General features: G+C 63.4%; 20 protein-coding genes and 1 pseudogene. 9 read left to right on the top strand and 12 right to left on the bottom strand.

The annotated features are described in order from the left end of the window. Positions 1–61 precede the first annotated feature (61 nt). From mgrA to glmS, 7 genes are all read right to left on the bottom strand, one after another. Positions 62–1,102, bottom strand: a complete 1,041-nt coding sequence (mgrA, locus tag QFZ60_RS05515) for an L-glyceraldehyde 3-phosphate reductase (protein WP_307088854.1) — start codon at positions 1,100–1,102, stop codon at positions 62–64. Positions 1,103–1,202: 100 nt separating this feature from the next. Next, on the bottom strand, positions 1,203–2,972 hold the full coding sequence (gene treZ, locus QFZ60_RS05510) for a malto-oligosyltrehalose trehalohydrolase (protein ID WP_307088851.1): 1,770 nt from the start codon (positions 2,970–2,972) through the stop codon (positions 1,203–1,205). Then, on the bottom strand, positions 2,969–5,296 hold the full coding sequence (gene treY, locus QFZ60_RS05505) for a malto-oligosyltrehalose synthase (protein ID WP_307088849.1): 2,328 nt from the start codon (positions 5,294–5,296) through the stop codon (positions 2,969–2,971). The genes treZ and treY overlap by 4 nt, the downstream gene beginning before the upstream one ends. Next, complete coding sequence (glgX, locus tag QFZ60_RS05500) at positions 5,293–7,533, bottom strand: glycogen debranching protein GlgX (RefSeq protein WP_307088847.1); 2,241 nt, start codon at positions 7,531–7,533, stop codon at positions 5,293–5,295. Before glgX ends, treY begins: the two co-directional genes overlap by 4 nt. Positions 7,534–7,601: 68 nt before the next feature. Further along, complete coding sequence (locus tag QFZ60_RS05495) at positions 7,602–9,185, bottom strand: NAD(P)H-hydrate dehydratase (RefSeq protein ID WP_307088845.1); 1,584 nt, start codon at positions 9,183–9,185, stop codon at positions 7,602–7,604. A 15-nt stretch (positions 9,186–9,200) separates the two neighbouring features. Then, the gene (locus tag QFZ60_RS05490) at positions 9,201–9,548 is read right to left on the bottom strand and encodes a holo-ACP synthase (RefSeq protein ID WP_013601780.1); all 348 of its coding nucleotides are present in this window, start codon (positions 9,546–9,548) and stop codon (positions 9,201–9,203) included. A 169-nt stretch (positions 9,549–9,717) separates the two neighbouring features. Beyond that, positions 9,718–11,610, bottom strand: a complete 1,893-nt coding sequence (glmS, locus tag QFZ60_RS05485; RefSeq protein WP_307088843.1) for a glutamine--fructose-6-phosphate transaminase (isomerizing) — start codon at positions 11,608–11,610, stop codon at positions 9,718–9,720. A 117-nt stretch (positions 11,611–11,727) separates the two neighbouring features. Between glmS and coaA the strand changes: the two genes are divergently transcribed. The 3 genes from coaA to mscL are packed head-to-tail and all read left to right on the top strand — an operon-like array spanning position 11,728 to position 14,009. Continuing rightward, positions 11,728–12,723, top strand: coding sequence for a type I pantothenate kinase (gene coaA / locus QFZ60_RS05480; RefSeq protein WP_307093209.1), 996 nt, complete (start codon positions 11,728–11,730; stop codon positions 12,721–12,723). 5 nt (positions 12,724–12,728) lie between these two features. After that, positions 12,729–13,580: a D-alanyl-D-alanine carboxypeptidase family protein gene (locus QFZ60_RS05475; RefSeq protein ID WP_307088841.1), complete on the top strand. Its 852-nt coding sequence runs from the start codon at positions 12,729–12,731 to the stop codon at positions 13,578–13,580. A gap of 24 nt (positions 13,581–13,604) precedes the next feature. Beyond that, positions 13,605–14,009, top strand: coding sequence for a large conductance mechanosensitive channel protein MscL (mscL, locus tag QFZ60_RS05470; protein ID WP_307088839.1), 405 nt, complete (start codon positions 13,605–13,607; stop codon positions 14,007–14,009). Positions 14,010–14,072: 63 nt separating this feature from the next. Here mscL and glmM read toward each other — a convergent pair whose 3' ends face one another. The 3 genes and pseudogenes from glmM to QFZ60_RS05455 form a co-directional block, all read right to left on the bottom strand. Continuing rightward, on the bottom strand, positions 14,073–15,434 hold the full coding sequence (gene glmM, locus QFZ60_RS05465; RefSeq protein WP_307088837.1) for a phosphoglucosamine mutase: 1,362 nt from the start codon (positions 15,432–15,434) through the stop codon (positions 14,073–14,075). A gap of 85 nt (positions 15,435–15,519) precedes the next feature. Further along, positions 15,520–17,475: a DUF6541 family protein gene (locus QFZ60_RS05460; protein WP_307088835.1), complete on the bottom strand. Its 1,956-nt coding sequence runs from the start codon at positions 17,473–17,475 to the stop codon at positions 15,520–15,522. A gap of 263 nt (positions 17,476–17,738) precedes the next feature. Further along, positions 17,739–18,333: pseudogene (locus tag QFZ60_RS05455) on the bottom strand (phosphoglucosamine mutase); the annotation flags it as partial. A gap of 50 nt (positions 18,334–18,383) precedes the next feature. On the opposite strand from QFZ60_RS05455, the gene QFZ60_RS05450 reads away from it, so the two are divergent. From QFZ60_RS05450 to QFZ60_RS05440, 3 genes are all read left to right on the top strand, one after another. Beyond that, positions 18,384–18,848 carry an acyltransferase gene (locus QFZ60_RS05450; RefSeq protein WP_307088834.1) on the top strand — a complete coding sequence of 155 codons (465 nt, stop codon included), beginning with the start codon at positions 18,384–18,386 and terminating at the stop codon, positions 18,846–18,848. A gap of 122 nt (positions 18,849–18,970) precedes the next feature. Then, complete coding sequence (locus QFZ60_RS05445; RefSeq protein ID WP_307088832.1) at positions 18,971–20,209, top strand: bifunctional glycosyltransferase family 2/GtrA family protein; 1,239 nt, start codon at positions 18,971–18,973, stop codon at positions 20,207–20,209. Further along, positions 20,206–22,197 carry a glycosyltransferase family 39 protein gene (locus tag QFZ60_RS05440; RefSeq protein WP_307088831.1) on the top strand — a complete coding sequence of 664 codons (1,992 nt, stop codon included), beginning with the start codon at positions 20,206–20,208 and terminating at the stop codon, positions 22,195–22,197. Before QFZ60_RS05445 ends, QFZ60_RS05440 begins: the two co-directional genes overlap by 4 nt. Before the next feature lie 57 nt (positions 22,198–22,254). Here the strand turns inward: QFZ60_RS05440 and rpsI are convergent, their stop codons facing one another. Beyond that, complete coding sequence (gene rpsI, locus QFZ60_RS05435; RefSeq protein WP_018769171.1) at positions 22,255–22,758, bottom strand: 30S ribosomal protein S9; 504 nt, start codon at positions 22,756–22,758, stop codon at positions 22,255–22,257. Positions 22,759–22,796: 38 nt separating this feature from the next. Next, positions 22,797–23,240 (bottom strand): 50S ribosomal protein L13, encoded by a 444-nt coding sequence (gene rplM, locus QFZ60_RS05430; protein ID WP_015937805.1) that lies wholly within the window; start codon positions 23,238–23,240, stop codon positions 22,797–22,799. Positions 23,241–23,544: 304 nt separating this feature from the next. On the opposite strand from rplM, the gene QFZ60_RS05425 reads away from it, so the two are divergent. From QFZ60_RS05425 to QFZ60_RS05415, 3 genes are all read left to right on the top strand, one after another. Then, entirely contained in the window at positions 23,545–24,201 is a 657-nt protein-coding gene (locus QFZ60_RS05425) for a prepilin peptidase (protein WP_307088828.1), read from the top strand. A 257-nt stretch (positions 24,202–24,458) separates the two neighbouring features. Next, complete coding sequence (locus tag QFZ60_RS05420) at positions 24,459–24,659, top strand: Flp family type IVb pilin (RefSeq protein ID WP_307088826.1); 201 nt, start codon at positions 24,459–24,461, stop codon at positions 24,657–24,659. A 30-nt stretch (positions 24,660–24,689) separates the two neighbouring features. After that, entirely contained in the window at positions 24,690–24,890 is a 201-nt protein-coding gene (locus QFZ60_RS05415) for a Flp family type IVb pilin (RefSeq protein ID WP_307088824.1), read from the top strand. Positions 24,891–24,969: the final 79 nt, after the last annotated feature.

The following is a 24,969-nucleotide window of genomic DNA, read 5'->3' as shown; positions in this document are numbered from 1 at the left end:
TACCCAACGCAGCGGGACCGGGCGCGGTTGCGCCCGGTCCCGCCACGTAAGAAATCATCCGTCAGGCGTTTTGCTTCCAGAGGTTGATGTCCGACTCCACCGCGAATTCGTCGATGGCGGTCAGTTCGTCGTCGGAGAAGCTGAGGTTGTTGATGGCGGACAGGCTGTCCTCCAACTGCCGGACACTTGAGGCGCCGATCAGGGCGGAGGTAACGGGCGATCCCTTGGGCTGGTCCCGCAGGATCCACGCGATGGCCATTTGGGCCAGGGACTGTCCGCGGCCTTCGGCGATCGTCCGCAGCCCACGGACCCGGTCCAGCTTCTCCTCCGTGATGGAGTCCTCCGAGAGGAAGCGGGCCTTGGCTGCCCGGGAGTCTTCGGGGATGCCGTGAAGGTAGCGGTCCGTGAGCATGCCCTGTGCCAGCGGCGAGAAGGCGATGGATCCAGCCCCCACCTGGTCCAGCACCTCGTACAGGTTTGGCGAGCCGTCCTCGGTCCAGCGGTTGAGCATGGAGTAGCTGGGCTGGTGGATCAGCAGCGGTGTACCCAGTTCCTTGAGGATGCGGGCGGCCTCAACGGTCTGCTCGGGCGTGTAGGACGAGATGCCGGCGTACAGTGCCTTGCCGGAGCGGACGGCGTAGTCCAGGGCGCCCATCGTCTCTTCCATAGGCGTTTCCGGATCAGGCCGGTGGCTGTAGAAGATGTCCACATAGTCAAGCCCCATGCGCTGCAGCGACTGGTCCAGACTGGAAATCAGGTATTTGCGGGAACCCCATTCACCGTAGGGTCCGGGCCACATGTAGTAGCCAGCCTTGGTGGAGATGACCAGTTCGTCGCGGTAGGGCTTGAAGTCGTCCCGCAGGTGCCGGCCAAAGTTGGTTTCGGCGGACCCGTCCGGCGGGCCGTAGTTGTTGGCAAGGTCGAAGTGGTTGACGCCGAGGTCGAAGGCGCGGCGGAGGATGTCCCGCTGTTCCTCGAAGCGCTTGTCGTCGCCGAAGTTGTGCCACAGGCCCAGGGAGATGGCCGGGAGCTTGAGGCCGCTGCGGCCCACCCGGCGGTAGGGCATTGATTCGTAGCGGTTGTCCGCTGCTGAATAAGTCATATGTTCCATCCTGCCAGTTGTGACGTGCGCTACACATCAGGCGTTAGCGCTCAGCAGAAAAGTTACGCCGCGGACTGTGTCCGCGGCGTAACCCTTCGTTTTAGGACTTGAGGATCGCGGCGCTCCAGGGCGCCAGGTCCAGGGATTCGCTGTCCAGGGCGGTTCCTTCGTCCGTGGCCAGCAGGACGCTGCCGGAGGCTTCGTCCAGCCGGACCTTCGAGTCGGAGAAATTCACCAGCACCTCAACGCTCCCCCGCCGGAACCGCAGCCAGCCGGCGTCGTCGTCGAACGACACCTCCGTCTCGCCAAAGCCGAGCCCCGCCAGTTCCGGATGCTCGCGGCGCAGCGCCGTCAGCGCCCGGTACAGCTCGAGAAGCCGTGCATGGTCGCCGGTGGAGGCCTCGGTCCAGTCCAGCTTGGACCGGCGGAAGGTTTCCGGGTCCTGCGGGTCGGGCACGACGGCGGGATCCCACCCCATGCGCTCGAACTCCTTGATGCGCCCTTCCGCGGTGGCCTTCCCGAGCTCCGGTTCCGGGTGGGACGTGAAGAACTGCCACGGCGTGGTGGCGCCGTATTCCTCGCCCATGAACAGCATGGGCGTGAACGGCGATGTCAGCGTGAGGACCGCGGCCACGGCCAGCTGCCCGTAGGACAGGGACTGGGAGAGCCTGTCCCCGGTGGCGCGGTTGCCGATCTGGTCGTGGTTCTGGTTGCAGACCACCAGCGCCGCCGGGTGTGCCAGGGAGGCGTTGATGGGCCGTCCATGGTGGCGCCCACGGAAGCTGGAATAGCTGCCATCATGCAGGAACCCGTCCTTCAGCACCTTGGCCATCACGGCCAAGGACTCGAAGTCCGAGTAGTAGCCGGTGGTCTCACCGCTGACGCTGACGTGCACCGCGTGGTGGAAGTCATCGCTCCACTGCCCGGCCAGTCCGTACCCGTTGGTGTCCCGGGGATAGATCAGGCGCGGGTTGTTGAGGTCCGATTCCGCGATGAGCGTCTTGGGCAGCCCGGACTCGGCCGAGATGGAGTCGCCCAAAGCCCCCAGCTCCTCCAGGATATGCACCGCGCGTTCATCCTTCAGCGCGTGCACGGCGTCCAGGCGGAGCCCGTCCACGTGGTAGTCGCGCAGCCAGAGAGCGGCGTTGTCCAGGATGTAATCGCGGACCACGTCCGAACCGGGGCCGTCCAGGTTCACGGAGTCGCCCCAGGTGTTGGCGTCCCCCTGCTTCATGTAGGGGCCGAACTTGGGCAGGTAGTTCCCGCTGGGGCCCAGGTGGTTGTACACCACGTCCTGGATGACGCCCAGCCCTGCGGCGTGGGCGGCATCAACGAAACGCTGGTACGCCGCCGGGCCGCCGTAACCTTCGTGCACGGTGTACCACTGAACACCGTCGTAGCCCCAGTTGTGCGTGCCGTTGAAGCCGTTGACGGGCAGCAGCTCCACGAAGTCGATGCCCAGGTCCGCCAGGTAGCCCAGCTTCTCCACGGCCGCGTCCAGGGTTCCTTCGGGGGTGAAGGTGCCCACGTGGAGTTCGTAGATCACCGAACCCTGCAGGTCCTTGCCGCGCCAGTCCGAATCCTGCCATGCATAGGCTGCGGGATCGTAGGTCCTGGACTGCTCATGCACGCCGGAGGGGAGCCGCCGGGACCTGGGATCCGGGATGGGGGTGGTGTCCCCGTCCAGCAGGTATCCGTAGTCCACGTCACCGTCCGCAGGAGCGTCGGGGGCGGTCCACCACCCTTCGGAGCCCGGCTCCGTTTCCTTCGCCAGCATGGGGTACTGCCGGCCGTTTGCCAGCAGGATGACGGACTTGGCGTCCGGTGCCCAGACGTCGAAGCGTTCGGGTCCAACGTTGACCAGGGTCATGCCTTTTCTCCAACCGCGGGTACCAGCAGGGCCACCGGGTAGGTACCCAGGACCTCTGCCACCGAAACCGGGCCGGGTCCGTAGCTGGCCCCCGTGAGTTCGTCCCGCATAGTGGTGGAAAGCTCGACGGCGGTGTCCCGCCAGCCGCCGCCGGCCTGCAGTCCGGCGGGGAGCCGGGTGGCAAGCGTGAGGGCGCCGGAGGAGGCGTCGGTTCCCCGCGTGAACGCGAGCAGGTGCTCCGCTGCGGCGCCGGTGGCGGCCACCGGCGTGTATCCCTTGAACAGCTCCGGCCGGTCCCGGCGCAGGCGGAGGGCCCGCGAGGTGACCAAAAGCTTGCTGGCCTCCGTGCCCGCGTCAGGCAACGTGCCGGCGTCGAGCTTTGCCAGCTCCGCCTGCCGGGCGCTGAAGTCCACGGGACGGCGGTTGTCCGGGTCCGTCAGCGAACGTTCCCAGAACTCGCTGCCCTGGTACACGTCGGGCACGCCGGGCATGGTCAGCTGGACCAGCTTGGCGGACACCGAGTTGGCGGGTGAGTAGGTATCGATGCGGGCCACGAAGTCCGCCACCACCTTGGCAACCTTGTCGTTGTCGAAGACTGCGTCCACGGCGGCTTTTACTGACGCCTCGAATTCCTCGTTGGGGTCGGTCCACTTGGTGGAGTTGCCGGCTTCCCGGGCCGCCTTTTCGGCATAGCCCTGCAGCCGTTCCCGGCTGGCCGGCCAGGCGCCGATGATTGCCTGCCACAGCAGGTTCTCGTACGGGCCGTCAGGGATCGGTGCCAGGCCGCGGAGAGTCTCCAGCGTTTCTGCCCACTCCTGCGGCAGCTCGGCGATGACGGAGATCCGTGCCCGGGCATCCTCACTGCGCTTGGTGTCGTGGGTGGACAGGGTGGTCATGGACAGCGGCAGGTCCTGCTGGCGCCGCTGCATCCGCCGGTGGAATTCCTCCGGCGGCACGGCGAACTCGGTGGGTTCGGCCCCCACCTCAGTCAGGGTGCCCAGCCGGGTGTAGCGGTAGAACGCCGTGTCCTCCACCCCTTTGGCCATCACCATGCCGGAGGTCTGCTGGAACCGGATGGCAATGGGATTGGCAGGATCCAGGAGCAGCGGCAGGAGGGTTCCCACCGCCACGTCCAGGTCCGGCCGGTGCGCGGCGGCTGACTCGCAGGCCTCCTTGAGGACGTCGGCGCCCACCGGCAGGTAGGACCGGTACACGGGGAAGGACGCGATGATCTCGGCGATCGCGTCGGCCGCCTGGTCCAGTTCAAGCCCGTAGGACTCTGGAACCAGCCGGGCCAGGCGCAGCACCTCAGAGCGCAAGATGCCGTCGGCGATCATCCGCTTGGTGCCGCGGATCATCTCTGCATAGTTAGCTGGCTCCGAGGAACCGCGCAGCCTGGCATCCAGTGTGTCCAGTGCCTGCTGCCCTGCCGGGTCCACGAAGACCCGGTCCACGTCCGCCAGGGCGTCGTATCCGGTGGTGCCTTCGCACGCGAACTCCTGCGGGAGCACTTCCCCGGGTTCAAGGATCTTCTCCACCAGGACATATGCCCCGCCGCTGAGGTCCTTGAGCCAGCGCAGGTAGCCAGCGGGATCGGCCAGGCCGTCCGGGTGGTCCACGCGGAGCCCGTCCACCAGGCCCTCGGTGAACCAGCGGCCCACCTCGGCATGGGCCTCTTCGAACACGGACGGCACCTCAACGCGGATGCCCGCGAGCGTGGTGACAGCAAAGAAGCGCCGGTAGTTCAGCTCGGCGTCGGCACGGCGCCAGTCCATCAGCTGGTAATGCTGGCGGCTGTGCACCTCCTGAGGGGAGTCACCGTCGCTGTACGTGCCCTCGGCCAGGGGGAACCGGTGGTCGTAGTAGCGGAGTTCGCCGTCCTTGACCTCCAGCTTGTCCAGGTCGTCGTCCGAGCCCAGCATGGGGAGCCGGACCTTTCCGGCGCCCAGATCCCAGTCGACGTCGAACGCTTCGGCGTAGGGTGAGCCGCGGCCTTCCTTGAGGAGGGACCACCACCAGGGGTTCTGCGGCGGGGATGCTACACCCACGTGGTTGGGCACGATGTCCACCAGGACGCCCATGCCGTGCTCGCGGGCCGCCCTGGACAGCGCCAGCAGGCCTTCCGGCCCGCCGCGGTCCGGGTCCACCGCGGAGGGGTCGGTGACGTCATAGCCGTGGTCCGAGCCCTTCTCCGCGGTGAGGATGGGCGACAGGTACACCCAGTCCACGCCGAGATCCTTCAGGTACGGGACCTGTTCGGCGGCGTCGAACAGGGTGAAGCTGCTGCGGATCTGGAAACGGTAGGTGGAGACCGGGGTCCTCATGCCTTCGTTGCCTTTGCCTCGCTTGCTTCCGCTGCCTTGGTCTGAGCTTCCACCATCTCCTCCTGGGCTTCCTCATGTTCGGCCATGGACGCCAGGGATGCGGCTGCCGACGTGTCCACTTCTTCCTCGGGGCCGGAGTAGGCGCGCAGCACCACCATCGACTTCGCTTCCAGCGTCAGTGTCGCCTTCGCCTTGAGGGGCTCGTAGGCATCGGCCTGCTTGGCCGTATCAATCAGCACCTCCCAGTACTGCGAGTACTCGTCGGAGGGCAGGCAGAAGTCCACAACGTCGTCGTGGGCGTTGAACGCCATGATGAAGCTGTCGTCCGTGATCCGGCGGCCGCGGGAATCCTGTTCCTGGATGCCGTCGCCGTTGTAGAACACGCCGATGGTCCGGCCGAAGCCGCTCCCCCAGTCCTCCGGCAGCATCTCGGTGCCATCGGTCTTCAGCCAGACGATGTCCGGCAGCTTCTCGCCTTGGCCGCGGCGTACCGGGCGGCCGTCGAAGAAGCGGCTGCGGCGGAACGTGGGGTGGTCATGGCGGAGCTTGTTGACGAAGGCGGTGAACTCCACCAGCGGCTGGTCCATGGCTTCCCAGTGGATCCAGCTGAGCTCGGAGTCCTGGCAGTAGGTGTTGTTGTTGCCCTGCTGGGTGCGGCCGAGTTCGTCGCCGTGCAGCAGCATCGGCACACCCTGCGAGAGCAGCAGGGTGGCGATGAAGTTGCGCTGCTGGCGGGCGCGCAGGGTCAGGACCTTGTCGTCGTCCGTGTCGCCTTCAACGCCGCAGTTCCAGGACCGGTTGTGCGATTCGCCGTCGTTGTTGCCTTCGCCGTTGGCCTCGTTGTGCTTCTCGTTGTAGGAGACCAGGTCCCGCATGGTGAAACCGTCGTGGGCGGTGACGAAGTTGATCGAGGCCACCGGCCGGCGGGCGGAGCTCTCATACAGGTCGGCGGAGCCGGTCAGCCGGGACGCGAACTCGCCCAGGGTGGAGGGCTCGCCGCGCCAGAAGTCGCGGACGGTGTCGCGGTACTTGCCGTTCCATTCGGTCCACTGCGGCGGGAAGTTGCCCACCTGGTAGCCGCCGGGGCCAACGTCCCACGGTTCTGCGATCAGCTTGACCTGGGAGACTACGGGGTCCTGCTGGATGAGTTCGAAGAAGGTGGAGAGCTTGTCCACGTCGTAGAACTCACGGGCCAGGGTGGAGGCGAGGTCGAAGCGGAAGCCGTCCACGTGCATTTCGGTGACCCAGTAGCGCAGGGAGTCCATGAGCAGTTGCAGGGAGTGCGGGTGGCGCACGTTCAGCGAGTTGCCGGTGCCGGTGTAGTCCATGTAGTGCTTGAGGTCGTTGTCCACCAGGCGGTAGTAGGCCTGGTTGTCGATGCCCTTGAAGGACAGCGTGGGGCCCAGGTGGTTGCCTTCGGCGGTGTGGTTGTAGACGACGTCGAGGATCACTTCGATCCCGGCGCGGTGCAGGTCGCGGACCATGGCCTTGAATTCCTGGACCTGGTGCCCGACGTCGCCGGTGGAGCTGTAGGTGTTCTGCGGGGCGAAGAAGCCAATGGTGTTGTAGCCCCAGTAGTTGTTCAGCCCCTTCTCCACCAGGGTGCCGTCGTTGACGAACTGGTGGACCGGCATCAGCTCGATGGCGGTGACGCCGAGCTTCTTCATGTGGTCGATGACCGCAGGGTGGGCCACACCGGCATAGGTGCCGCGCTGTTCTTCGGGGATCTCCGGGTGCAGTTCGGTGAGGCCCTTGACGTGGGCTTCGTAGATTACCGACTGGTGGTACGGGATCTTCAGCTGGCGGTCGCCGTCCCATTCGAAGAAGGGGTTGATAACCACGCCGTGCATGGTGTGCGGGGCGGAATCGGCGTCGTTGCGGGAATCAGGGTCGCCGAATTCGTAGGAGAACAGCGCGGGATCCCAGTCGATCTGGCCCTGGATGGCCTTGGCATAGGGGTCCATCAGCAGCTTGTTCGGGTTGAAGCGGTTGCCGCTGGCGGGATCGTAAGGGCCGTGCACGCGGTAGCCGTACTTCTGGCCGGGCTGGATGTGCGGCAGGTAGCAGTGCCACACGTAGCCGTCCACCTCGGTCAGTTCGATCCGGGTTTCGGTCAGGTCATCGGACAGGAGGCAGAGTTCAACCCGCTCGGCCCGTTCGCTGAACAGGGCGAAATTGGTGCCGGTGCCGTCAAAGGTAGCTCCCAGCGGGTAGGCATTTCCAGGCCAGACTTCCATCGTGCTCCTCATTTTGTGGTCAGCAGCGAGGGCATCGGAACGCCCCTGCTGCTGGTGCGAACTAATGCCTACCGTAGTGGCTGGCTGTGACTATTACGTTTCCAGGCTCCATGTTTACTAAGCATGCTGACTTTACCCCAAATTTCCGGTATGGCATTCGCAACCCCGCCAGCGGTAATGGGACCGCCTGACACCGCCTCCGCCGCTACACGGCCGGCACGGCCGTGCAGGGCGGCCCCAAGTGCGGCGATGGCGGCCCACCGCCCGTCCGCCGCGATGCCCGCCGCACTGAAGGGTCCGACGTCGGGCCCTGCCTGGGCAAGCAGCGCACCGATGACGCCGGCAAGGACGTCCCCGCTGCCGGCAGTGGCGAGCCACGGCGTGCCGTCCGCCTGGCTGAAGGTTTCGCCCGAGGGCGCGGCCACGAGCGTGCTGGCGCCCTTGAGCAGGACGGTGGCTCCGGTGCGGCCGGCAGCTTGGCGGACGGCCGCGAGCGTCCCCGCCTCCACCGCATCGCGGTCCTCACCGCCGCCCAGGCGCTGGAACAGCGATGCCAGCTCCCCCGCGTGCGGTGTCAGCACCACGTGCGGGGCGAGGGTTTCGGGCAGCGCGGGCAGGGCGCCGGCGTCCGCAACGACGGGAAGGCCGGACGTGATGGCGTCACGCGCGCGGGCCAGCTGGTCGTGGTCCTGCGGGCCCATGCCGGAGCCCACTAGCCATGCCTGGACCCGGTTCTCGGCCACCATCCCGGTGCTGCACACCACCTCCGGGCAGGATTGCCGCACCAGGTCTGCCACCGACGGCGGACCAAGGTACCGCACCATGCCCACTCCTGCGGCAAGGGCGCCCCGGCATGCCAGGACGGCGGCTCCCGGGTAGTCCTCGGAGCCGGCCACCACGCCCAGCACGCCGCGGGAGTACTTCTGTGCCCGCCGTGCCGGCTGCGGCAGGAGGCGGGCCACGTCGGCGTCCTCGAGCCGGCGCAGGCACGGCTGCGGCAGGTGCTCCTCAATCCCGATCTCCACCACCAGGACGCGTCCGGAGTAGTCAGCGCCGGGGTCTGCAAGCAGGCCCGCCTTCGCTCCCCCGAAGGTGACGGTCAGGTCGGCGGGCAGGACCGGAAGGTGGGCCTCGCCGGTATCGGCGTCCACGCCGCTGGGAAGATCGCAGGCCACCACGAAGCCACGCCTGTTTCCGTCACTGACGGCCTGGACCAGGTCAGCGGCACTTCCGCGCAGCCCGCCCTTGGCACCGGTCCCCAGCACGGCGTCAATGACGACGTCGGCCGCGGCGGCTTCCCGCGCCACTTCCGGAAGTGCCGAATCAGCGAGCCGGTGCACCCGGCCGCCCGCGCGCTCAAAGGCCACCAGACCAGCCGGATGAGCCGCATCCCCGGTGAGTACCGCCGTCGTACGCATGCCGCGGGAGGCCAGGAAGGCGCCGGCGTAAAGGCCGTCACCGCCGTTGTTGCCCTTGCCCGCCAGCACCACCACGCGGGCACCGTTCAGGCGGCGGCCCCGGGACGTGAGTTCGCGGACGATGGCGTTGGCCAGGCCGTGCGCGGCGCGCTGCATGAGCACGTCCCCGAGGCCGGCGGCCAGGAGGGGTTCCTCGGCTGCCCGGACCTGGGTTCCGGTGTAGGCACTGATCATGCGGCGGCCGCCGGGTCAGCCTTCGGCCAGGACCGTGGCCGTGGCGATGCCGCCGTCGTGGCTGATGGACAGGTGCCAGCGCTTGACGCCCTTGGCCTCCGCAACCGCCAGGACGGTTCCCTTGACCTGGACGGTGGGTCCGTTGTGGTCAAGGCCGATCCAACAGTCCTGCCAGTTCATGCCGGCAGGGGCACCCAGGACCTTGGCCACGGCTTCCTTCGCGGCGAACCGGGCTGCCAGGGAGCGGGTGTTCAGCTCCCGCTCCGCCGGCACGAACAGGCGGTCCCTCAGGCCCGGCGTCCGTTCCAGCTGGCGGCCGAACCGCTCGATGTCTACTACGTCTACCCCAATGCCAACGATCATGCGCTTCATTCTACGGGGGCGGCCCTGGCCGCAAGCCGGCGCACGCCGCGGTTCAGACCGGATACTGTGCTTGTCCGCCATCAGCGCAACCATATGGTTTTGGCACTTGCGTGTTAAAGCAGAGAAAGCCCCAGACCGCAGGGTCTGGGGCCTCCCGCTAGCTTGTCCGCTATTCGACGGTGACGCTCTTGGCGAGGTTGCGGGGCTGGTCCACGTCGTAGCCCTTGGCGGCTGCCAGTTCCGCGGCGAAGATCTGCAGCGGGACGGTGGTGAGCAGGGGCATGAGCAGGGTGGGGGTTTCCGGGACGTAGAAGACGTACTCGGCGTAGGCCTTGACGGCTTCGTCGCCTTCCTCGGCGATGACCAGGGTGCGGGCGCCGCGGGCGCGGACTTCCTGGATGTTGGAGACCACCTTGGAGTGCAGCGAGTCGCGGCCGCGCGGGGAGGGGACCACCACGAACACCGGCTGGCCGTCGTCGATCAGGGCGATGGGGCCGTGCTTGAGCTCACCGGCTGCGAAGCCTTCGGCGTGGATGTAGGCGATTTCCTTGAGCTTCAAAGCACCTTCCAGGGCCACGGGGTAGCCCACGTGGCGGCCCAGGAACAGCACGGACTTCTCGTTGGCCATGGACCGGGCCAGTTCGCGCAGCGGGCCGGCGTTGTCCAGGATGGTCTGGATCTTCGCGGGGATCTTGTTCAGGTCCGCGAGGACGTCCTTGATCTGGCCCGAGAAGATGTTCCCGCGCAGCTGCGCCAGGTACAGGCCCAGCAGGTACGCGGCGGTGATCTGCGCCAGGAACGCCTTGGTGGACGCCACCGCGATTTCCGGGCCGGCGTGCGTATAGAGCACGGCGTCGGATTCCCGCGGGATGGTGGAGCCGTTGGTGTTGCAGATGGAGATGGTCTTGGCGCCCTGTTCCCGGGCGTAGCGGACGGCCATCAGCGTGTCCATGGTCTCGCCGGACTGGCTGATCGAGACCACCAGGGTCTTTTCGTTCAGGATGGGGTCGCGGTAGCGGAACTCGTGCGCGAGTTCCACCTCGGTGGGGATCCGGCACCAGTTCTCGATGGCGTACTTGGCCACCATGCCGGCGTAGGCGGCGGTGCCGCAGGCCAGCACGATGATCTTGTCCACCTGCTTGAGCAGCTCGGGATCGATCCGGAGCTCGTCCAGGGTCAGCTTGCCCTTGATGTCCGAGCGTCCCAGCAGGGTCTGCGCCACGGCGTCGGGCTGGTCATGGATTTCCTTCTCCATGAAGGAGGAGAAGCCGCCCTTTTCCGCCGAGGCCGGGTCCCAGTCCACGTGGTATTCCTTGCCCTGGGCGGGGTTGCCGTAGAAATCGGTGATCTCCACCGTGTCCGCGGTGATGGTCACGATCTGGTCCTGGCCCAGCTCCACGGCGCGGCGGGTGTAGTCGATGAACCCGGACACGTCCGAGCCCAGGAAGTTCTCGCCCTCGCCCAGGCCCACCACCAGCGGTGAGTTGCGGCGGGCGGCCACGACGACGTCGGGCTGGTCAGCGTGCACGGCCAGCAGGGTGAAGGCACCCTCCAGGCGCTGGCAGGCCAGCTCCATGGCGTGGGTCAGGCCGCCGTTGGCAGTCTCCCCGCCGAGCTTGTTCCGGAGGATGTCGGCCAGCAGGGCCGCGGCGACCTCGGTGTCCGTCTCGGACAGGAACGTGACGCCCTTTTCCAGCAGCTCGAGCTTGAGCTCGGCGAAGTTTTCGATGATGCCGTTGTGGATCACGGCCAGCTTGCCGCCGTCCGCCAGGTGCGGGTGCGCGTTGCGGTCCGTGGGGCCGCCGTGCGTGGCCCAGCGGGTGTGACCAATACCGGTCACCGACTCCGGCAACGGGCGGGCCTCCAGCTCAGCGATCAGGTTGCTCAGCTTCCCGGACTTCTTCCGTGACTCGATGGCGCCCTGGGACACCACCGCGACCCCGGCAGAGTCATAACCGCGGTACTCCAGGCGGCGCAGTCCCTCAAGGACAACATCCAGGGCACTGTGACCGTTAATTGCACCGTCAACCGGACGGCCTACGTATCCCACGATTCCACACATAGGCACAAGACTATCGGCAGCGTGGCTGTTGCTCTAAACCGGCAGGCCGTCCGGCACGCCGCCCTGCACGGCCAACGTGACGTGCGCCGCCGCGCTGAGCAGGGGCGTCATTTCGTGATGGGCCGGGCGCGGGGCAGAATCTTTACCGTGACTTCGCAACGCAATGAAGCGAACGGGGAGGGTGCCTCGCCGTTCGTGGAGCTGGACCGGCAAACCTGGTCCCGGCTCGCAGCCCAGATGGAACAGCCCCTTAATGAAGAGGACGTGCTGCGCCTTCGCGGGCTCGGTGATCCCCTGGACATCAGCGAAGTCAGGGACGTCTACCTGCCGCTGTCACGGCTTCTGCACCTGTACGTGGAGGCGGCGGGGCAACTGCACGCGGCCACCACCACGTTCCTGGGTGAGCAGACCCAGCGCACCCCGTTTGTGATCGGCGTTGCCGGTTCGGTTGCCGTCGGCAAGTCCACCATTGCCCGCGTGCTGCGTGAGATGCTCCGCCGCTGGCCGGGCACCCCCAATGTGGAGCTCATCACCACGGACGGCTTCCTCTATCCCCTGGCAGAGCTCAAGCGCCGGCAGCTGCTGGACCGGAAGGGCTTCCCGGAGTCCTACGACCGCCGCGCGCTGCTGCGCTTCGTCAGCGAGATCAAGGGCGGCGCCGAGGAAGTGCGCGCGCCCTGGTACTCCCACGTCACCTACGACATCGTTCCCGGCAAGGAAGTGGTGGTCCGCCGCCCGGACGTGCTGATCGTGGAAGGCCTGAACGTGCTGGCTCCGGCGCGGCCGCGGCATGATGGCCGCCAGGGCCTGGCGCTGAGCGATTTCTTCGACTTCTCCATCTACGTAGATGCCAAAACCTCCTACATCGAGGAGTGGTACGTGGACCGGTTCCGGAAGCTGCGGAGCACCGCGTTCGCGCAGCCGGAGTCCTACTTCCACCGCTACGCCACGCTGTCCGACGATGAAGCCGAAAGCACGGCCCGTGACATTTGGAAGCGGATCAACGAGCCCAACCTGGAGGAGAACGTCCTTCCCACGCGGGGCCGGGCGCAGCTGGTGCTGACCAAAGAGGCGGACCACTCCATCCGCCGCATGCTCCTCCGGAAGGTGTAGCACAGGTGTGCTACCAATGCGGGTCCCCCAGCCGGCGCAGCTTCACCCGTTTCCTCGCAGCGGGGGCCGGGCTGACTGTCCTGGCAGCCTGCACGCCTGCGGCACCCAAGGCCGTGCCGCCGTCGTCCGCTGCTTCCTCCGCGTCCCCCTCCCCCGCAGCCGTCACCGCTTCAGCGGGCCCGACGGCGGAAGCCGCCACGGTGGGCCAGTCACCCGAGGTGCCGTCCCCGTCGCCGTCCGCCACCTTGGCGCGGCAGTTCTCGCTTGATGACCCGGCCAGCCAGTGGGTCATCGTTAACAAGCACCGCCCCCTGAAGCCGGCGGACTTTGTGCCGGCTGACCTGGTGCGTCCCGCCGTCGCCATCTCCGCCGCCGGCGAGGCAGCGCTGCTGAACAGTACGACGGCGGCGGCGGCCGAGGCGATGTTCGCGGCGGCCGCGCAGGACGGAGTGGCGATGGTCCTGGCCAGCGGCTACCGCTCGTACAGCACGCAGGTGACCACCTACAACGGGTACGTCGCCGCACGTGGACAGGCCGACGCCGACACGGCCAGCGCGCGCCCCGGCCATTCCGAGCACCAAACGGGGTGGGCGTTCGACATCGGGGACGGCGGGGGCGCCTGCAGCTTCCAGCCGTGCTTCGCCGACCAGCCCGCGGCGTCCTGGGCGAAGGCGAACGGGCACCGGTTCGGGTTCGTGGTGCGGTATCCGTGGATGCTGCACCCGGTCACGGGCTACTACTACGAGCCGTGGCACCTGCGGTACGTGGGCGTGGAGGCGGCCACGGACATGGCGAACCGCGGCATCGGCACGCTGGAGGAATATTTCGGCCTGGAGGCGGCGCCCGCGTACCTGTAATGCCGGTGCGCTAGGTTGGTTTCCATGCTTAGTGGATTCAAAAACTTCATCATGAAGGGCAACGTGGTTGACCTTGCCGTCGCCGTCGTCATGGGTACCGCGTTCGGCGCGGTGGTGACGGCGCTGGTGAACAAGGTGCTGATGCCCTTCGTCTCCGGCCTGGTGGGCGCGCCCAACTTCGACAGCTTCGCGAGGGTGGAGCTGAACGGCAACGCCATCGAATTCGGGGTCCTGCTGACCGCCATCGTGAACTTCCTGCTGATCGCCGCGGCCATCTACTTCGTGGTGGTGATGCCGATGAACATCATGATCGAGCGCCGCAACCGCCGGCTGGGGATCAACAAGGACGTGAAGAAGGACGCCGCGGAGGATCCGCAGGTTGCGCTCCTGACCGAGATCCGGGATGCGCTGAAGGAGCGCGCACTGTAAGTTATTGCTGAACGCAAAGTGGCCCGCCTCCCTGCTGGGCGGCGGGCCACAATTCTTGGTGCGCTAGTTCGAGGCGAGCTCCAGCGCGAGCTCTGTCCGGACCACCTGGGCAAGGTGCTCGGCGATGGACTGGGCCGTCTCTTCGTCGGCGGCTTCCACCATCACGCGGACCACGGGCTCCGTGCCGGAGGGGCGGAGCAGGACGCGGCCGGTTTCACCGAGCGCTGCTTCCGCCGCTGCCACGGCCTGGGCCAGGACGTCATTGCTGCTGACCCGGCTGCGGTCAACGCCCCTGACGTTGATGAGGACCTGTGGGAGCTTGGTCATCACGGTGGCCAGCTCCTTGAGCGGCTTCTGAGTCAGCGCTACCTGCGCGGCGAGCTGCAGGCCAGTGAGGAGGCCGTCACCGGTGGTGGCGTGGTCGGAGAAGATGACGTGGCCGGACTGTTCGCCGCCCAGGTTGTAGCCGCCGTCGCGCATGCCTTCCAAGACGTATCGGTCCCCCACTGCGGTCTCCACGATAGTGATACCGGCCTCGCGGAGGGCGATCTTGAGGCCCAGGTTGCTCATTACGGTGGCCACCAGGACGTCGTCCTTCAGCTTCCCGGACTCCTTGAGCGCGACGGCGAGGATGGCCATGATCTGGTCGCCGTCCACCTCGTTGCCCTCGTGGTCCACGGCGAGGCAGCGATCCGCGTCTCCGTCGTGGGCGATGCCGAGGTTGGCGCGGTACTTGACCACGGCTTCCTTGAGCGGGCCGAGGTGGGTGGAGCCGACGCCGTCGTTGATGTTCAGGCCGTCAGGATCTGCGCCGATGACGATGACGTCAGCGCCGGCGTCCTTGAAGAGCTGGGGCGAGCAGCCGCTGGCGGCACCGTTGGCGCAGTCCAGCACCACGGTGAGGCCGTCCAGGCGGTGGGGAAGGGTGCGGAGCAGGTGGACGATGTAGCGGTCCTCGGCGTCGGAGAAGCGCTGGATGCGGCCCACGTCGGCACCGGTGGGGCGGACGGCTTCCTTGCTCATCTGGGCTTCGATGGCGTCCTCCACCTCGTCGGGGAGCTTCTGGCCGCCACGGGCGAAGAACTTGATGCCGTTGTCCGGAGCGGGGTTGTGCGAGGCGGAGATCATGACACCGAAGTCCGCATCCAGGTCCGCCACGAGGTAGGCGGCAGCGGGGGTGGGCAGGACGCCCGCGTCGTAGACGTCGATGCCTGAGCTGGAGAGGCCGGCTTCCACGGCTGCGGCAATGAATTCGCCGCTGGCGCGGGGATCCCGGGCCAGCACGGCGCGGGGCCTCTCCCCGTTGGCAGCACGGTCATGGCCGAGCACGACGGCGGCCGCCTGGGCCAGCTGCAGGGCCAGTTCTGCTGTCAGCAGGCCGTTGGCCAGCCCCCGGACACCATCTGTTCCAAATAATCTAGACACCGGTCAAGTGTAGAGGATGGGCCAGCCCGCACCTGCGTAAGCGACGACTAAACTCACACGCCCGCGGTGCCGAAGCTGCGAGTTTCTAGCTATCGCAACCGATGAATTTGTAGAGAACTGCCGGGCCCTGCTGGTCAACTTTCTGGAATGCTGATGAGCTCTCGGCGCCGTCCAAACCTGGAAAGTCATTTACTTCCGGTCGTTTCGGATCTATGTAGCGACCCCCCAAATCCAGGAGGAATTGAATGTTCTCCCGCTTGGCTGCCGCACAGACCTCGGACCCGCGGGTGGCTCGATTTAGCTCCTTTGACACCAGTAGCTTGTCTGCATTGGAACCCGTAATCGCGTGGACAAAAAGCACCCGTCGATCGGCTATGGCATATGCCGTGGAACTCCCGTCCCATGGGTTATTTGCCATGACCGCGCCCTCTGGTACATCGGCAGGGAGCCGCTTCAATAATTCGAGCTCATCCGGAGTCAACAGAGGTGAAGATTCATTGAGAGCGTAGGTGCGTTCTCGGCCGGGCGTAGTGTCGGAATTTGTCGGCAAGATGATGACGGACGCGGCCAACACTGCAATACCCATCGGAACAATCCACTTTATTCGGTACCGGGAGACGCTCTCGAAGATCCAGGCAGCAGTTGCTCCGGCAAATACGGCCCAGAACATTGGCAGAAGAGCAGCAAGGCGAGGTGGATCACCATACCAGGCCCCAACAACAAACACTCTGAGAAGTGAATGAGGAACCGCCGCCGCCACTATGTACAGCGTAACTGCACCCAAGTAGGACGCCAGAAACCACCGTTCGGTTGACCTCAGAATCAGCAGGCCCGTTCCCGCTACGACGAGCGCAGCCAGACCCCAAGCGACGTCGCCGTGTGTAGGTGCGGTCAGGAGCACACTCCCGGCTGCGGCAGGAAGTGAATCAATTGGATCCCACGAGTAGGTCCAAGGGCGTACGACTGCCCAAATTAGCAAATTACAGACGCAGACACTGATCCACAGGGCTGTCCACTGCAGATATTTGAAGAGTCCGGACCGACGTCGCTTGAGCTCCCGGAACGATCGCCACGCAGCCATGGCCGAAAAAAAAGATGAAAGTCCAACAAGAGCCACCAAGCCCGACATATGGGTGCTAACGAGTCCAGGCAGCCCGATAGCCAGCGTAATAGCGGCCAAAGGCCATGGTATCTGTGTGGTTTTGCCAAACTTCAATACCGCCGCTAGGACCGTAACGAGCGACGGCAAAAACGTCACCGCCAGCATATAGGGAAAGAGCGGTCCGAAGTCGCTCTTTTGGCTCTGCATCACTGTGAAAGGAAAGGCGAAGAAGCCCGCGCTAGCAACAGCGGCACATAGAAGGGCAACGATATTGGGCCCGATAACCACATAGACAAAAAGAAGGACGCCCAGTGGCCAAGCGACCGCCACTATCGCTAGGTTGAGGGCGTTCGAGGCTTCAACCACTGGCAACCGCGTCGCTTCAGCGATCAAAGCTGCGAGCGCGTGCCAAACCTGTGGATAAAAATCAGCTGAGCCCCCCATAAGCTCCCGCACAGAGAAGGGTGATCCGTCACCAGAATCTATAATATGCTGCGCCAAATTCACGTGGAACGGTGTATCAATGCCCTGGTTGATGTTGCCTGGGTGCTCAACGATCTGGGCATAACGCATCGTCAGCAAGATTCCGCCCGTCAAGAGAGCGATCCAGTACGCTCTCCCCGCTGAGTGGCTCACCGGTTTCCGTGCAAAGCTCTCCGGCCATCGTCTGCCCGCAAAACGGACCACCAAGAGAACGAATCCGGTAATCAGCACGGTGGTGACGCTGAAGATGCCTATGTGCCAGTTAACCTGCAACCACCAACAGGCCAGCGTGGAAACTGCAACAACTGACGCCGTCAGAACGGGTGCAAGTGAAATCACCCATGCGTGCCGAAGTCCTAGCGCCCAGCCCAAGAGCAGCCCGGGAATCATGAGCACTGCGATTGCCCCTGCGAAACTCGGCAGTGCAGCTAGCCAATCCATCAAGGATTTCCCCAATTCGTCAAGGATTCCTTAGGGAATTCATGAGAATCCCAAAGGTTTCCGCGCATCCCTAGTATGCCCCCACTGGCATCTGATCATACATAGCACAAATCCGAGCACTAGGGGCGCTGTCGGTTGAAATTGTTGTACCGGTCTTGGATGAGAAATTTATAATGGACAAGAGCATCAGAGAACTCGCTTATGTTTCAATCTGGAAGTGTCAACACGTGGCAGATTGCCATCACCGACAACGCCAGCACAGATAACACAAACAGCTATTGCCGCACCTTGCAGCCCTCACGGAGCGCGATTTTCAGCCCGAGGCTGCTCATCGCCGTAGCCACGAGGACGCCGTCCTTGGGATTGCCGGCCTTCTTCAGAGCAACTGCGGGGATAGCCATCCCCAACGCCGTCGTCGATGTTGTGGCCGTCCGGGAACAACGACGTCGGCGCCGGCGTCTTTGAAGACCTGGGGGAGCAAGCGCTGGCCTCCCCGTGGGCGCAGTGGATGCCTACTTTGAGGCTTTCGAGGTTGTGCGGGAGTGTGCGCAGCAGGTGGACGATAAAGCGGTCTTCGGCGTCTGAGTAGCGGTGGACGCTTCGGACATCGGCGCCGACGGGACGGACGGCTTCCTTAAAATCTGTTCCTCGATGACGTCTTCCTCTTCGTCGGGGAGCTTCTGGCCGCCGCGGGCAAAGACCTGATGCCGTTGTCCGGTGCCGGGTTTGCGGGAGGCGAGATCTTCACGCCGAAGTCCGCGTCAAGACCGGCCACAAAGTATTGTCCCCGCGGGAGTGCGGAGGACGCCGGCATCATAAACATCAGCGCCCGAACTGGAGAGCCCGGCCTCCAACTGCGGCCAGGAACTCGCCTCTACTGCCCGACATCAGGAGGTTCAAGTTGGGCCGCCGCACCATTTGTCATGAAGGGCGGTTGGCGCCCGCCGTTCGGCGGTGCGCACGCAGCCCTGTTTCTGGGCAGCCTGACCGCTGGTCTTTTTGTCGCGTCATTCTTCATGAACGGTATGACGGGCCACTTGCCTGTGACGTTCTCCAACCTTGTAATGATCCCCGGATTTTTGGTACTGATCGCCGCTTGCGCTGATGGTGACGTGTCGGGGAAGAAGGGCCTGCTTCGTTCCACCGGAATGATTCGGCTCGGCCAGTGGTCTTATGCTTTGTACCTTATTCATGAGCTCGTTATCAGGATGGTACGAGGGTTTGCTGCCGGCGCATCTGTAGGCGAGTCAGCCGTTCTCGCGGCCTTCGTCGTTGTGACATCCGTCGTCTTGTCTGGGTTTCTCCACGAACTTGTGGAGAAACCTGCCGAGAGATGGCTTCGGCGTAGACGCACCACACAGAACCCGCAGCAAGTACAGCACTCGTAACAAACTACTCCCACTGCCTTCTTGGTTGACCCAAGTACTCGACTACTTGGATTCAGCCTTCGAGTACCTGTCTTTATCCAAAAGCCTCGCGGGTCGGATTTAGCAGCCTCTACGATCCATGCATGACACCTAGCTATGGGGGCTTGGCGCTCGAAATTGTTGTACCGGTCTTCAACGAGGAATCGGTACTCGAAAGCAGCATCACGAGGCTCGCCGAATACCTGACGAACGAAATGCCGTCGACGTGGAAAATAACCATCGCCGATAACGCAAGCACCGACCGGACACCGGTGATTGCCGCTCGTCTCAGCGAGCACCTGCCGAACGTTGAATATCGGCGCCTCGAAGTCAAAGGCCGAGGCTTCGCATTGCGGGACGCATGGGGCGCCTCCGAAGCAAGAGTGCTTGCTTATCTGGACGTGGACCTCTCAACCGACCTCGTAGCGCTTCCGCCACTTGTCGCACCGTTGTTATCGGGACATTCCGATATCTCCATCGGCACGCGGCTTGGCCAAAGTTCTCGGGTCAGCCGAGGCCCGAAGCGCGAGTTCATCTCGCGGTCATACAATTTTCTGCTTCGACGGACGATGCAGGTGCGGTTCTCTGATGCCCAATGCGGTTTCAAGGCGATCCGTGCCGACGTCGCCCAAAGACTGCTACCCCATGTGGAAGACAACGGCTGGTTCTTTGACACCGAGTTACTGATCATTGCTGAGCGCTCGGGACTTCGGATCCATGAGATCCCTGTCGACTGGGTAGATGACCCCGACAGCCGAGTTGATATCAAACAAACTGCTCTTGATGATCTCAGGGGAATGATACGGGTTGCTAGTTCCCTTGTCCGAGGATCTATCCCTGTTCAGGCCATTTACGCAGAACTGGGCCGCCGGCCAATCGCTCCTCCGGGACGCCCCAGCTTCTTTGGCCAGGTCATCCGATTCGGGCTCGTGGGCATGGTCTCGACGCTCGCCTTCGCACTGCTCTACTTGGTGCTACAAGGACCCTTCAGCGCTCAGGAGGCCAACTTCCTGGCCCTACTCCTTACTGCCGTCGGCAACACCGCAGCCAACCGCCGTTTCACCTTTGGCATCAGTGGACCCTCGAAGCTCTTTACTCAACAGATTCAAGGGCTAATCGTCTTTCTCCTAGCCTGGGCGATTACTTCATCGTCACTCATCGTTCTCCATGCAGCCACGCCAGGCGCAATTCCCGGTGTGGAACTACTGACTCTTACCGGCGCCAATGTCTTCGCGACCCTTATGCGCTTCGTGTTACTCCGCCTGTGGGTATTCAGAGTGCGACGGGCCGATGAGATGGTGGTCCCCCTCGCTGTGGCGCAAATTGGTGGGGCACCACGATGAGCGTTGCAGAACCGCGTCAGGCCACGCCTTCTCAGGGCGTCCCCCCGGGGCATAAGACTTTCCCGTGGGACAAACATCGACTCTGGCCAAATCTTAAAAGACTGCTGCGCGGCCAGCTATCCCAACCCGCTTGGGAGCGTCCAGCGTTGCTAATCATTCTGGCTCTGAACGCAATAATCAATTTTTGGAATCTGGGCATCAACGGCTGGGCCAACTATTTCTACTCGGCAGCAGTGCAATCGGGCACCAAAGATTTAACAGCAGCCTTCTTTGGGTCGTCTGACTGGGGAAATTCCATCACTGTGGACAAGCCGCCGCTGAGTCTCTGGATCATGGAACTTTCGGCTCGGACCTTTGGGCTCTCGACCGTCAGCGTGCTGGCACCCCAAGCAATCCTGGGAGTGGCCTCCACTTTTCTAATTTACGCCATCATCCGTAGGCATTTCGCCCCAATAGCTGCCCTACTGGCTTCTCTCATCTTTTGCACAACGCCAATCGTGGTTTTGATGTCGCGATATAACAACCCCGATCCACTAATGATTTCACTCATGCTGAGCGCCATATATCTCATTCAAGCGGCAATCCTCTCAGGTAAAGGAAAATTCGTCATTTGGGCAGCGATCGCCTTAGGTCTCGCATTTATGGCAAAGCAGCTTCAAGCCCTTATGGTGCTGCCGAGCGTGGGCGTGGCGTACATAGTCTGGATTCCAAGCCCCTGGCCGAAGAAGGCCACGCAACTCCTTGCTGCTTCCGGGGCGTTGGCCATATCAGGCGGACTTTGGATGCTCGTCGTTGATCTCCTCCCGGCCGGGCTACGTCCATATGTGGGCGGCTCGCCAACGAATAGCGTCTTGGAACTGACGCTGGCGTACAACGGAGTGGACAGGATAATTCAAAAGGCCGATGAGACGACAGCGAATCTTGTTCCCTCACAATTCCGCCAGGTGGACTCGGACGCTGGTCCCCTACGGCTGCTCAACCCTAATTACGGCCAAGAAATCGGGTGGTTTCTTGTTGCTGGCGCCATCTGCACCCTCGCTATCATGCTGCTCTGGAAGTTGCTGCCGACCTGCGGCGGCGCTAGAGCCACGGCGTTCTTGGCAGTAAGTTGGTACTTGGTCAATTTCCTCGTGTTGAGCTTCATGGGAGACCAAATCCACACCTACTACACAGAAGCGCTTGCCCCACCTCTAAGTCTTGTTATTGGCGTTGCTCTCGGCCTATTTATCAAGCACAGGCGTTCCTCGGTCCTAGTGCGGCTCAGTACAGCGGGCGCGGTGCTGGCAGGAACAGGTACATCTTGGCTCCTACTCAACACCGTTGTCGGCTGGCCCGGGTGGCTGCCGGCAATCGTGCTTTGCTTGGGGGCTATCGGAACTTCGATGCTGGTTTTTGTGGCACCCAACCGCGGTCTCCTGATCCTCGGCAGCCTCGCCGCAGTGGCTGCCCTTTTGATCGGCCCCGTGCTGACATCACTGCATAACGTGACGGTTCCCCACAATGGGTCGAACCCCGTCTCTGGGCACCTCACAAAGAATACTGGCAGCATCAACAGATTCCTTGATGACATGCAAAACGGACACTACGGCTGGGCCTACAACATGGCGTTTGGCCAGGTACCTGAGCCCAGCGTCGTCAATAAGCTCAGAACGTCCACGGGGTGCACTTGGGCAGCAGCTACTTATGCATCGCAGACGGCTGCACGGTTGCAATTGGAATCGGACCGAGCGGTTATGCCGTTAGGAGGGTTTGCAGGCACTGACCCATCGCCGTTATTGCAGGATTTTGTCCGCAAAGTTGAAGAGGGAAAGATCTGTTATTTTCTCGCTCACGATGACTTCATTGCGAGCCAGCCGGAACCCACCGCTGTCGTCGAAATTACCCACTGGGTCAAGGCCAACTTCCCATCGGAGTCCCTGGACGGGCAGGCCGTATACGACCTTCGCGAGCGGGGTGAGGCGCCAGGCCAAGAATCTGACGGCACATAAAGAGGAACAAAAAGCCCGCCCCGCCGAATGGCGGGACGGGCTTGTGTGCAAGCGGGTTTAGCGCTTGGAGTACTGCTGAGCCTTACGGGCCTTCTTAAGACCGGCCTTCTTACGCTCGATGACACGGGCGTCGCGGGACAGGTAACCGGCCTTCTTCAGGGTGGCGCGGTTGTTCTCGACATCGATCTCGTTCAGGGAACGGGCGATGCCAAGGCGCAGGGCGCCGGCCTGGCCGGAGATGCCGCCGCCGTGAATACGGGCGATGACGTCGTAGGCGCCTTCGAGATCAAGGATCTTGAAGGGCTCGTTCACGTCCTGCTGGTGCAGCTTGTTCGGGAAGTAGTTCGCCAGCTCGCGGCCGTTGATGGTCCACTTGCCGGAGCCGGGCACAACGCGGACGCGTGCAACGGCTTCCTTGCGGCGGCCAACAGCTGCGCCGGCAACGGTCAGGGCCGGGCGCTCCTTCTTGGGAGCAGCTTCAGCAGCTGAGCTCTCAGAGGTGTAGCTGGTCAGGTTTTCCTCGGCCTCGACGACCTCGGTGGTCTCTTCGTTCTGAGCCACGATTCTCCTTGTATAGATAAGTTGTTTGGTGGCCAGGACTACTGGGCGACCTGGGTGATTTCGAAAGTCTTGGGCTGCTGGGCGGCGTGCGGGTGCTCAGCACCGCGGTACACCTTCAGCTTGCCCAGCTGCTGGGCAGCAAGGGAGTTCTTGGGGAGCATGCCCTTGATGGCCTTCTCAACGGCGCGGACCGGGTTGGATTCCAGCAGTTCCGCGTAGTTGACGGAGGTCAGGCCGCCCGGGTAGCCGGAGTGGCGGTATGCGCGCTTCTGCTCCAGCTTGGCGCCGGTCAGGGCTACCTTCTCAGCGTTGATGATGATGACAAAGTCGCCCATGTCCATGTGGGATGCGAAAGTGGCCTTGTGCTTGCCGCGCAGCAGGATTGCGGTCTGGCTTGCAAGACGACCAAGGACAACGTCGGTGGCGTCAATGACGTGCCACTGGCGGTTGATATCGCCGGGCTTCGGGGTGTACGTACGCACGGTGTTTGCCTCGTTCTTGTTCTGGCGTTCTTGTTTAGGTGTCGCTAGCTCGCGCACCTACTGTCTGCGCGCTACCGGAACAGAGGTGAGGGCTCCATGTAACCAGTCATCCTGAAGTTCCGAATGTGCACGTTGAGTAGTTATCCTGCAACCGGATCCTCAAGCGGGCACGCACCATCGGAATAGGACACGCACAACGACTACCAAGATTAGCGCGTTAAGCGGTTCGGGGTCAAAATGGGGTAGCCGGACGCCGCATCAGCGCTTGCCGGCCTGAGGAAGCAGGGGGGTCGCGGTGTTTGCAATGGGTTACGAAGGCTCCGCGGGATGGTTCCTCGTCATTGGAGCGGCCCTTCTGGGGTTGGCCCTCTCCCCCATCGCCGAGATTCTGATCGCCAGATTCCTTCCCAGGCTGGGGCGGGCGCCTGGCATGAGGGTGCGAATTACGACGGCGGCGATCACCGGCCTCGCATGCGTCGCCTTTGCTTTGCATTTTGGAATTACTTTCACCCTCCCCGCTTTCCTATTGCTTGCGATGCTGGGCGTGCAGCTGGCCCGGATCGACGTGGCGCTCCATCTGCTGCCCAACCCCTTGGTACTGTCACTGCTCGCCGGCGGTCTTTTACTGCTTTTATTGCCAGGGCTATTTAATAAGCAACCTGGCGATCTATTCCGAGCGGTCCTTGGAGCCGCTATTTTGTTCGCCGCTTACCTGGTTTTGGGACTTATTTCTCCCGGCGGCATCGGGATGGGAGACGTGAAGCTCGCAGCGCCGGTCGGGCTGTATCTCGGGTACCTAGGTTGGCCCCAGCTCCTCTATGGGGGGCTCCTTGGGTTCATCTTGAATGGAGTCGTCTCGTTACTGGTGGTAAGCAGAAAAGGCCGGAATCAAGCCACGGAGGTGCCCCATGGCCCCTCAATGCTCGGCGCTCTAGCAGCCGTCACGTTCTTCATCGGATAGATTTCCTCAGCCGAAAGCACGCCCCGCTCCGAGTAGTCGATCGGGCACCTGGCCTGCCTTCCGAGTACTGCTCACAATTTTCGAGTACGCACTCTTGCCACGTTCAGGAAAAGTCGAGTACCACTACGCATTGTTGCCCCATGCACCCCAGTGACAATCTCTTCTTAGCGAAGTCCAGCCGCTAAAGATTTATGGGGGCAGCTGGAAATTCGTTGAAATCATAAATTCATTCATTTCACCGAATTAAGGACAAGAAAATGACTTCTCTCATGGTCTCGATGATGGCTTTCGTTGCCGGCATCAAGGATCGCTTCTCATCTGAAAAGGGTGCCACCGCAACGGAGTACTCACTGCTCGTTGGCCTGATCGCCCTCGTAATCGTTGTTGGTGTCGGGCTCTTCGGTACCAACCTCAACGCCTTCTTCAACGGGCTTGCCGGCAAGGTCGGCGGCTGGTAGCGAGCAAGTCCAGAGGGAAGGTACGAAACGATGTCCAATTTCAACGCGTTTCTTGGAAAGTTGGTAGTTGCTGTTCGGACGATCATTTCCACCGAAAAGGGTGCCACGGCAACTGAATACTCGCTGCTGGTGGGTCTCATTGCCTTGGTGATCGTCGCCGGTGTCACGTTGTTCGGCACGAACCTGAACACCTTCTTCAGCAGCCTCGGCACCACAGTGGGCGGCTGGTAAGTCATAAAAGATCGGTGTGCCGTGCTGTTCAGCGCGGCACACCGTCCCTTTTCAAGCTGCAAATGTCCAGGGGGACCCT

This window comes from Arthrobacter sp. B2I5 (genome assembly GCF_030816735.1).
GTDB lineage: Bacteria > Actinomycetota > Actinomycetes > Actinomycetales > Micrococcaceae > Arthrobacter.
This window is presented reverse-complemented; position numbering and strand designations above follow the sequence as displayed.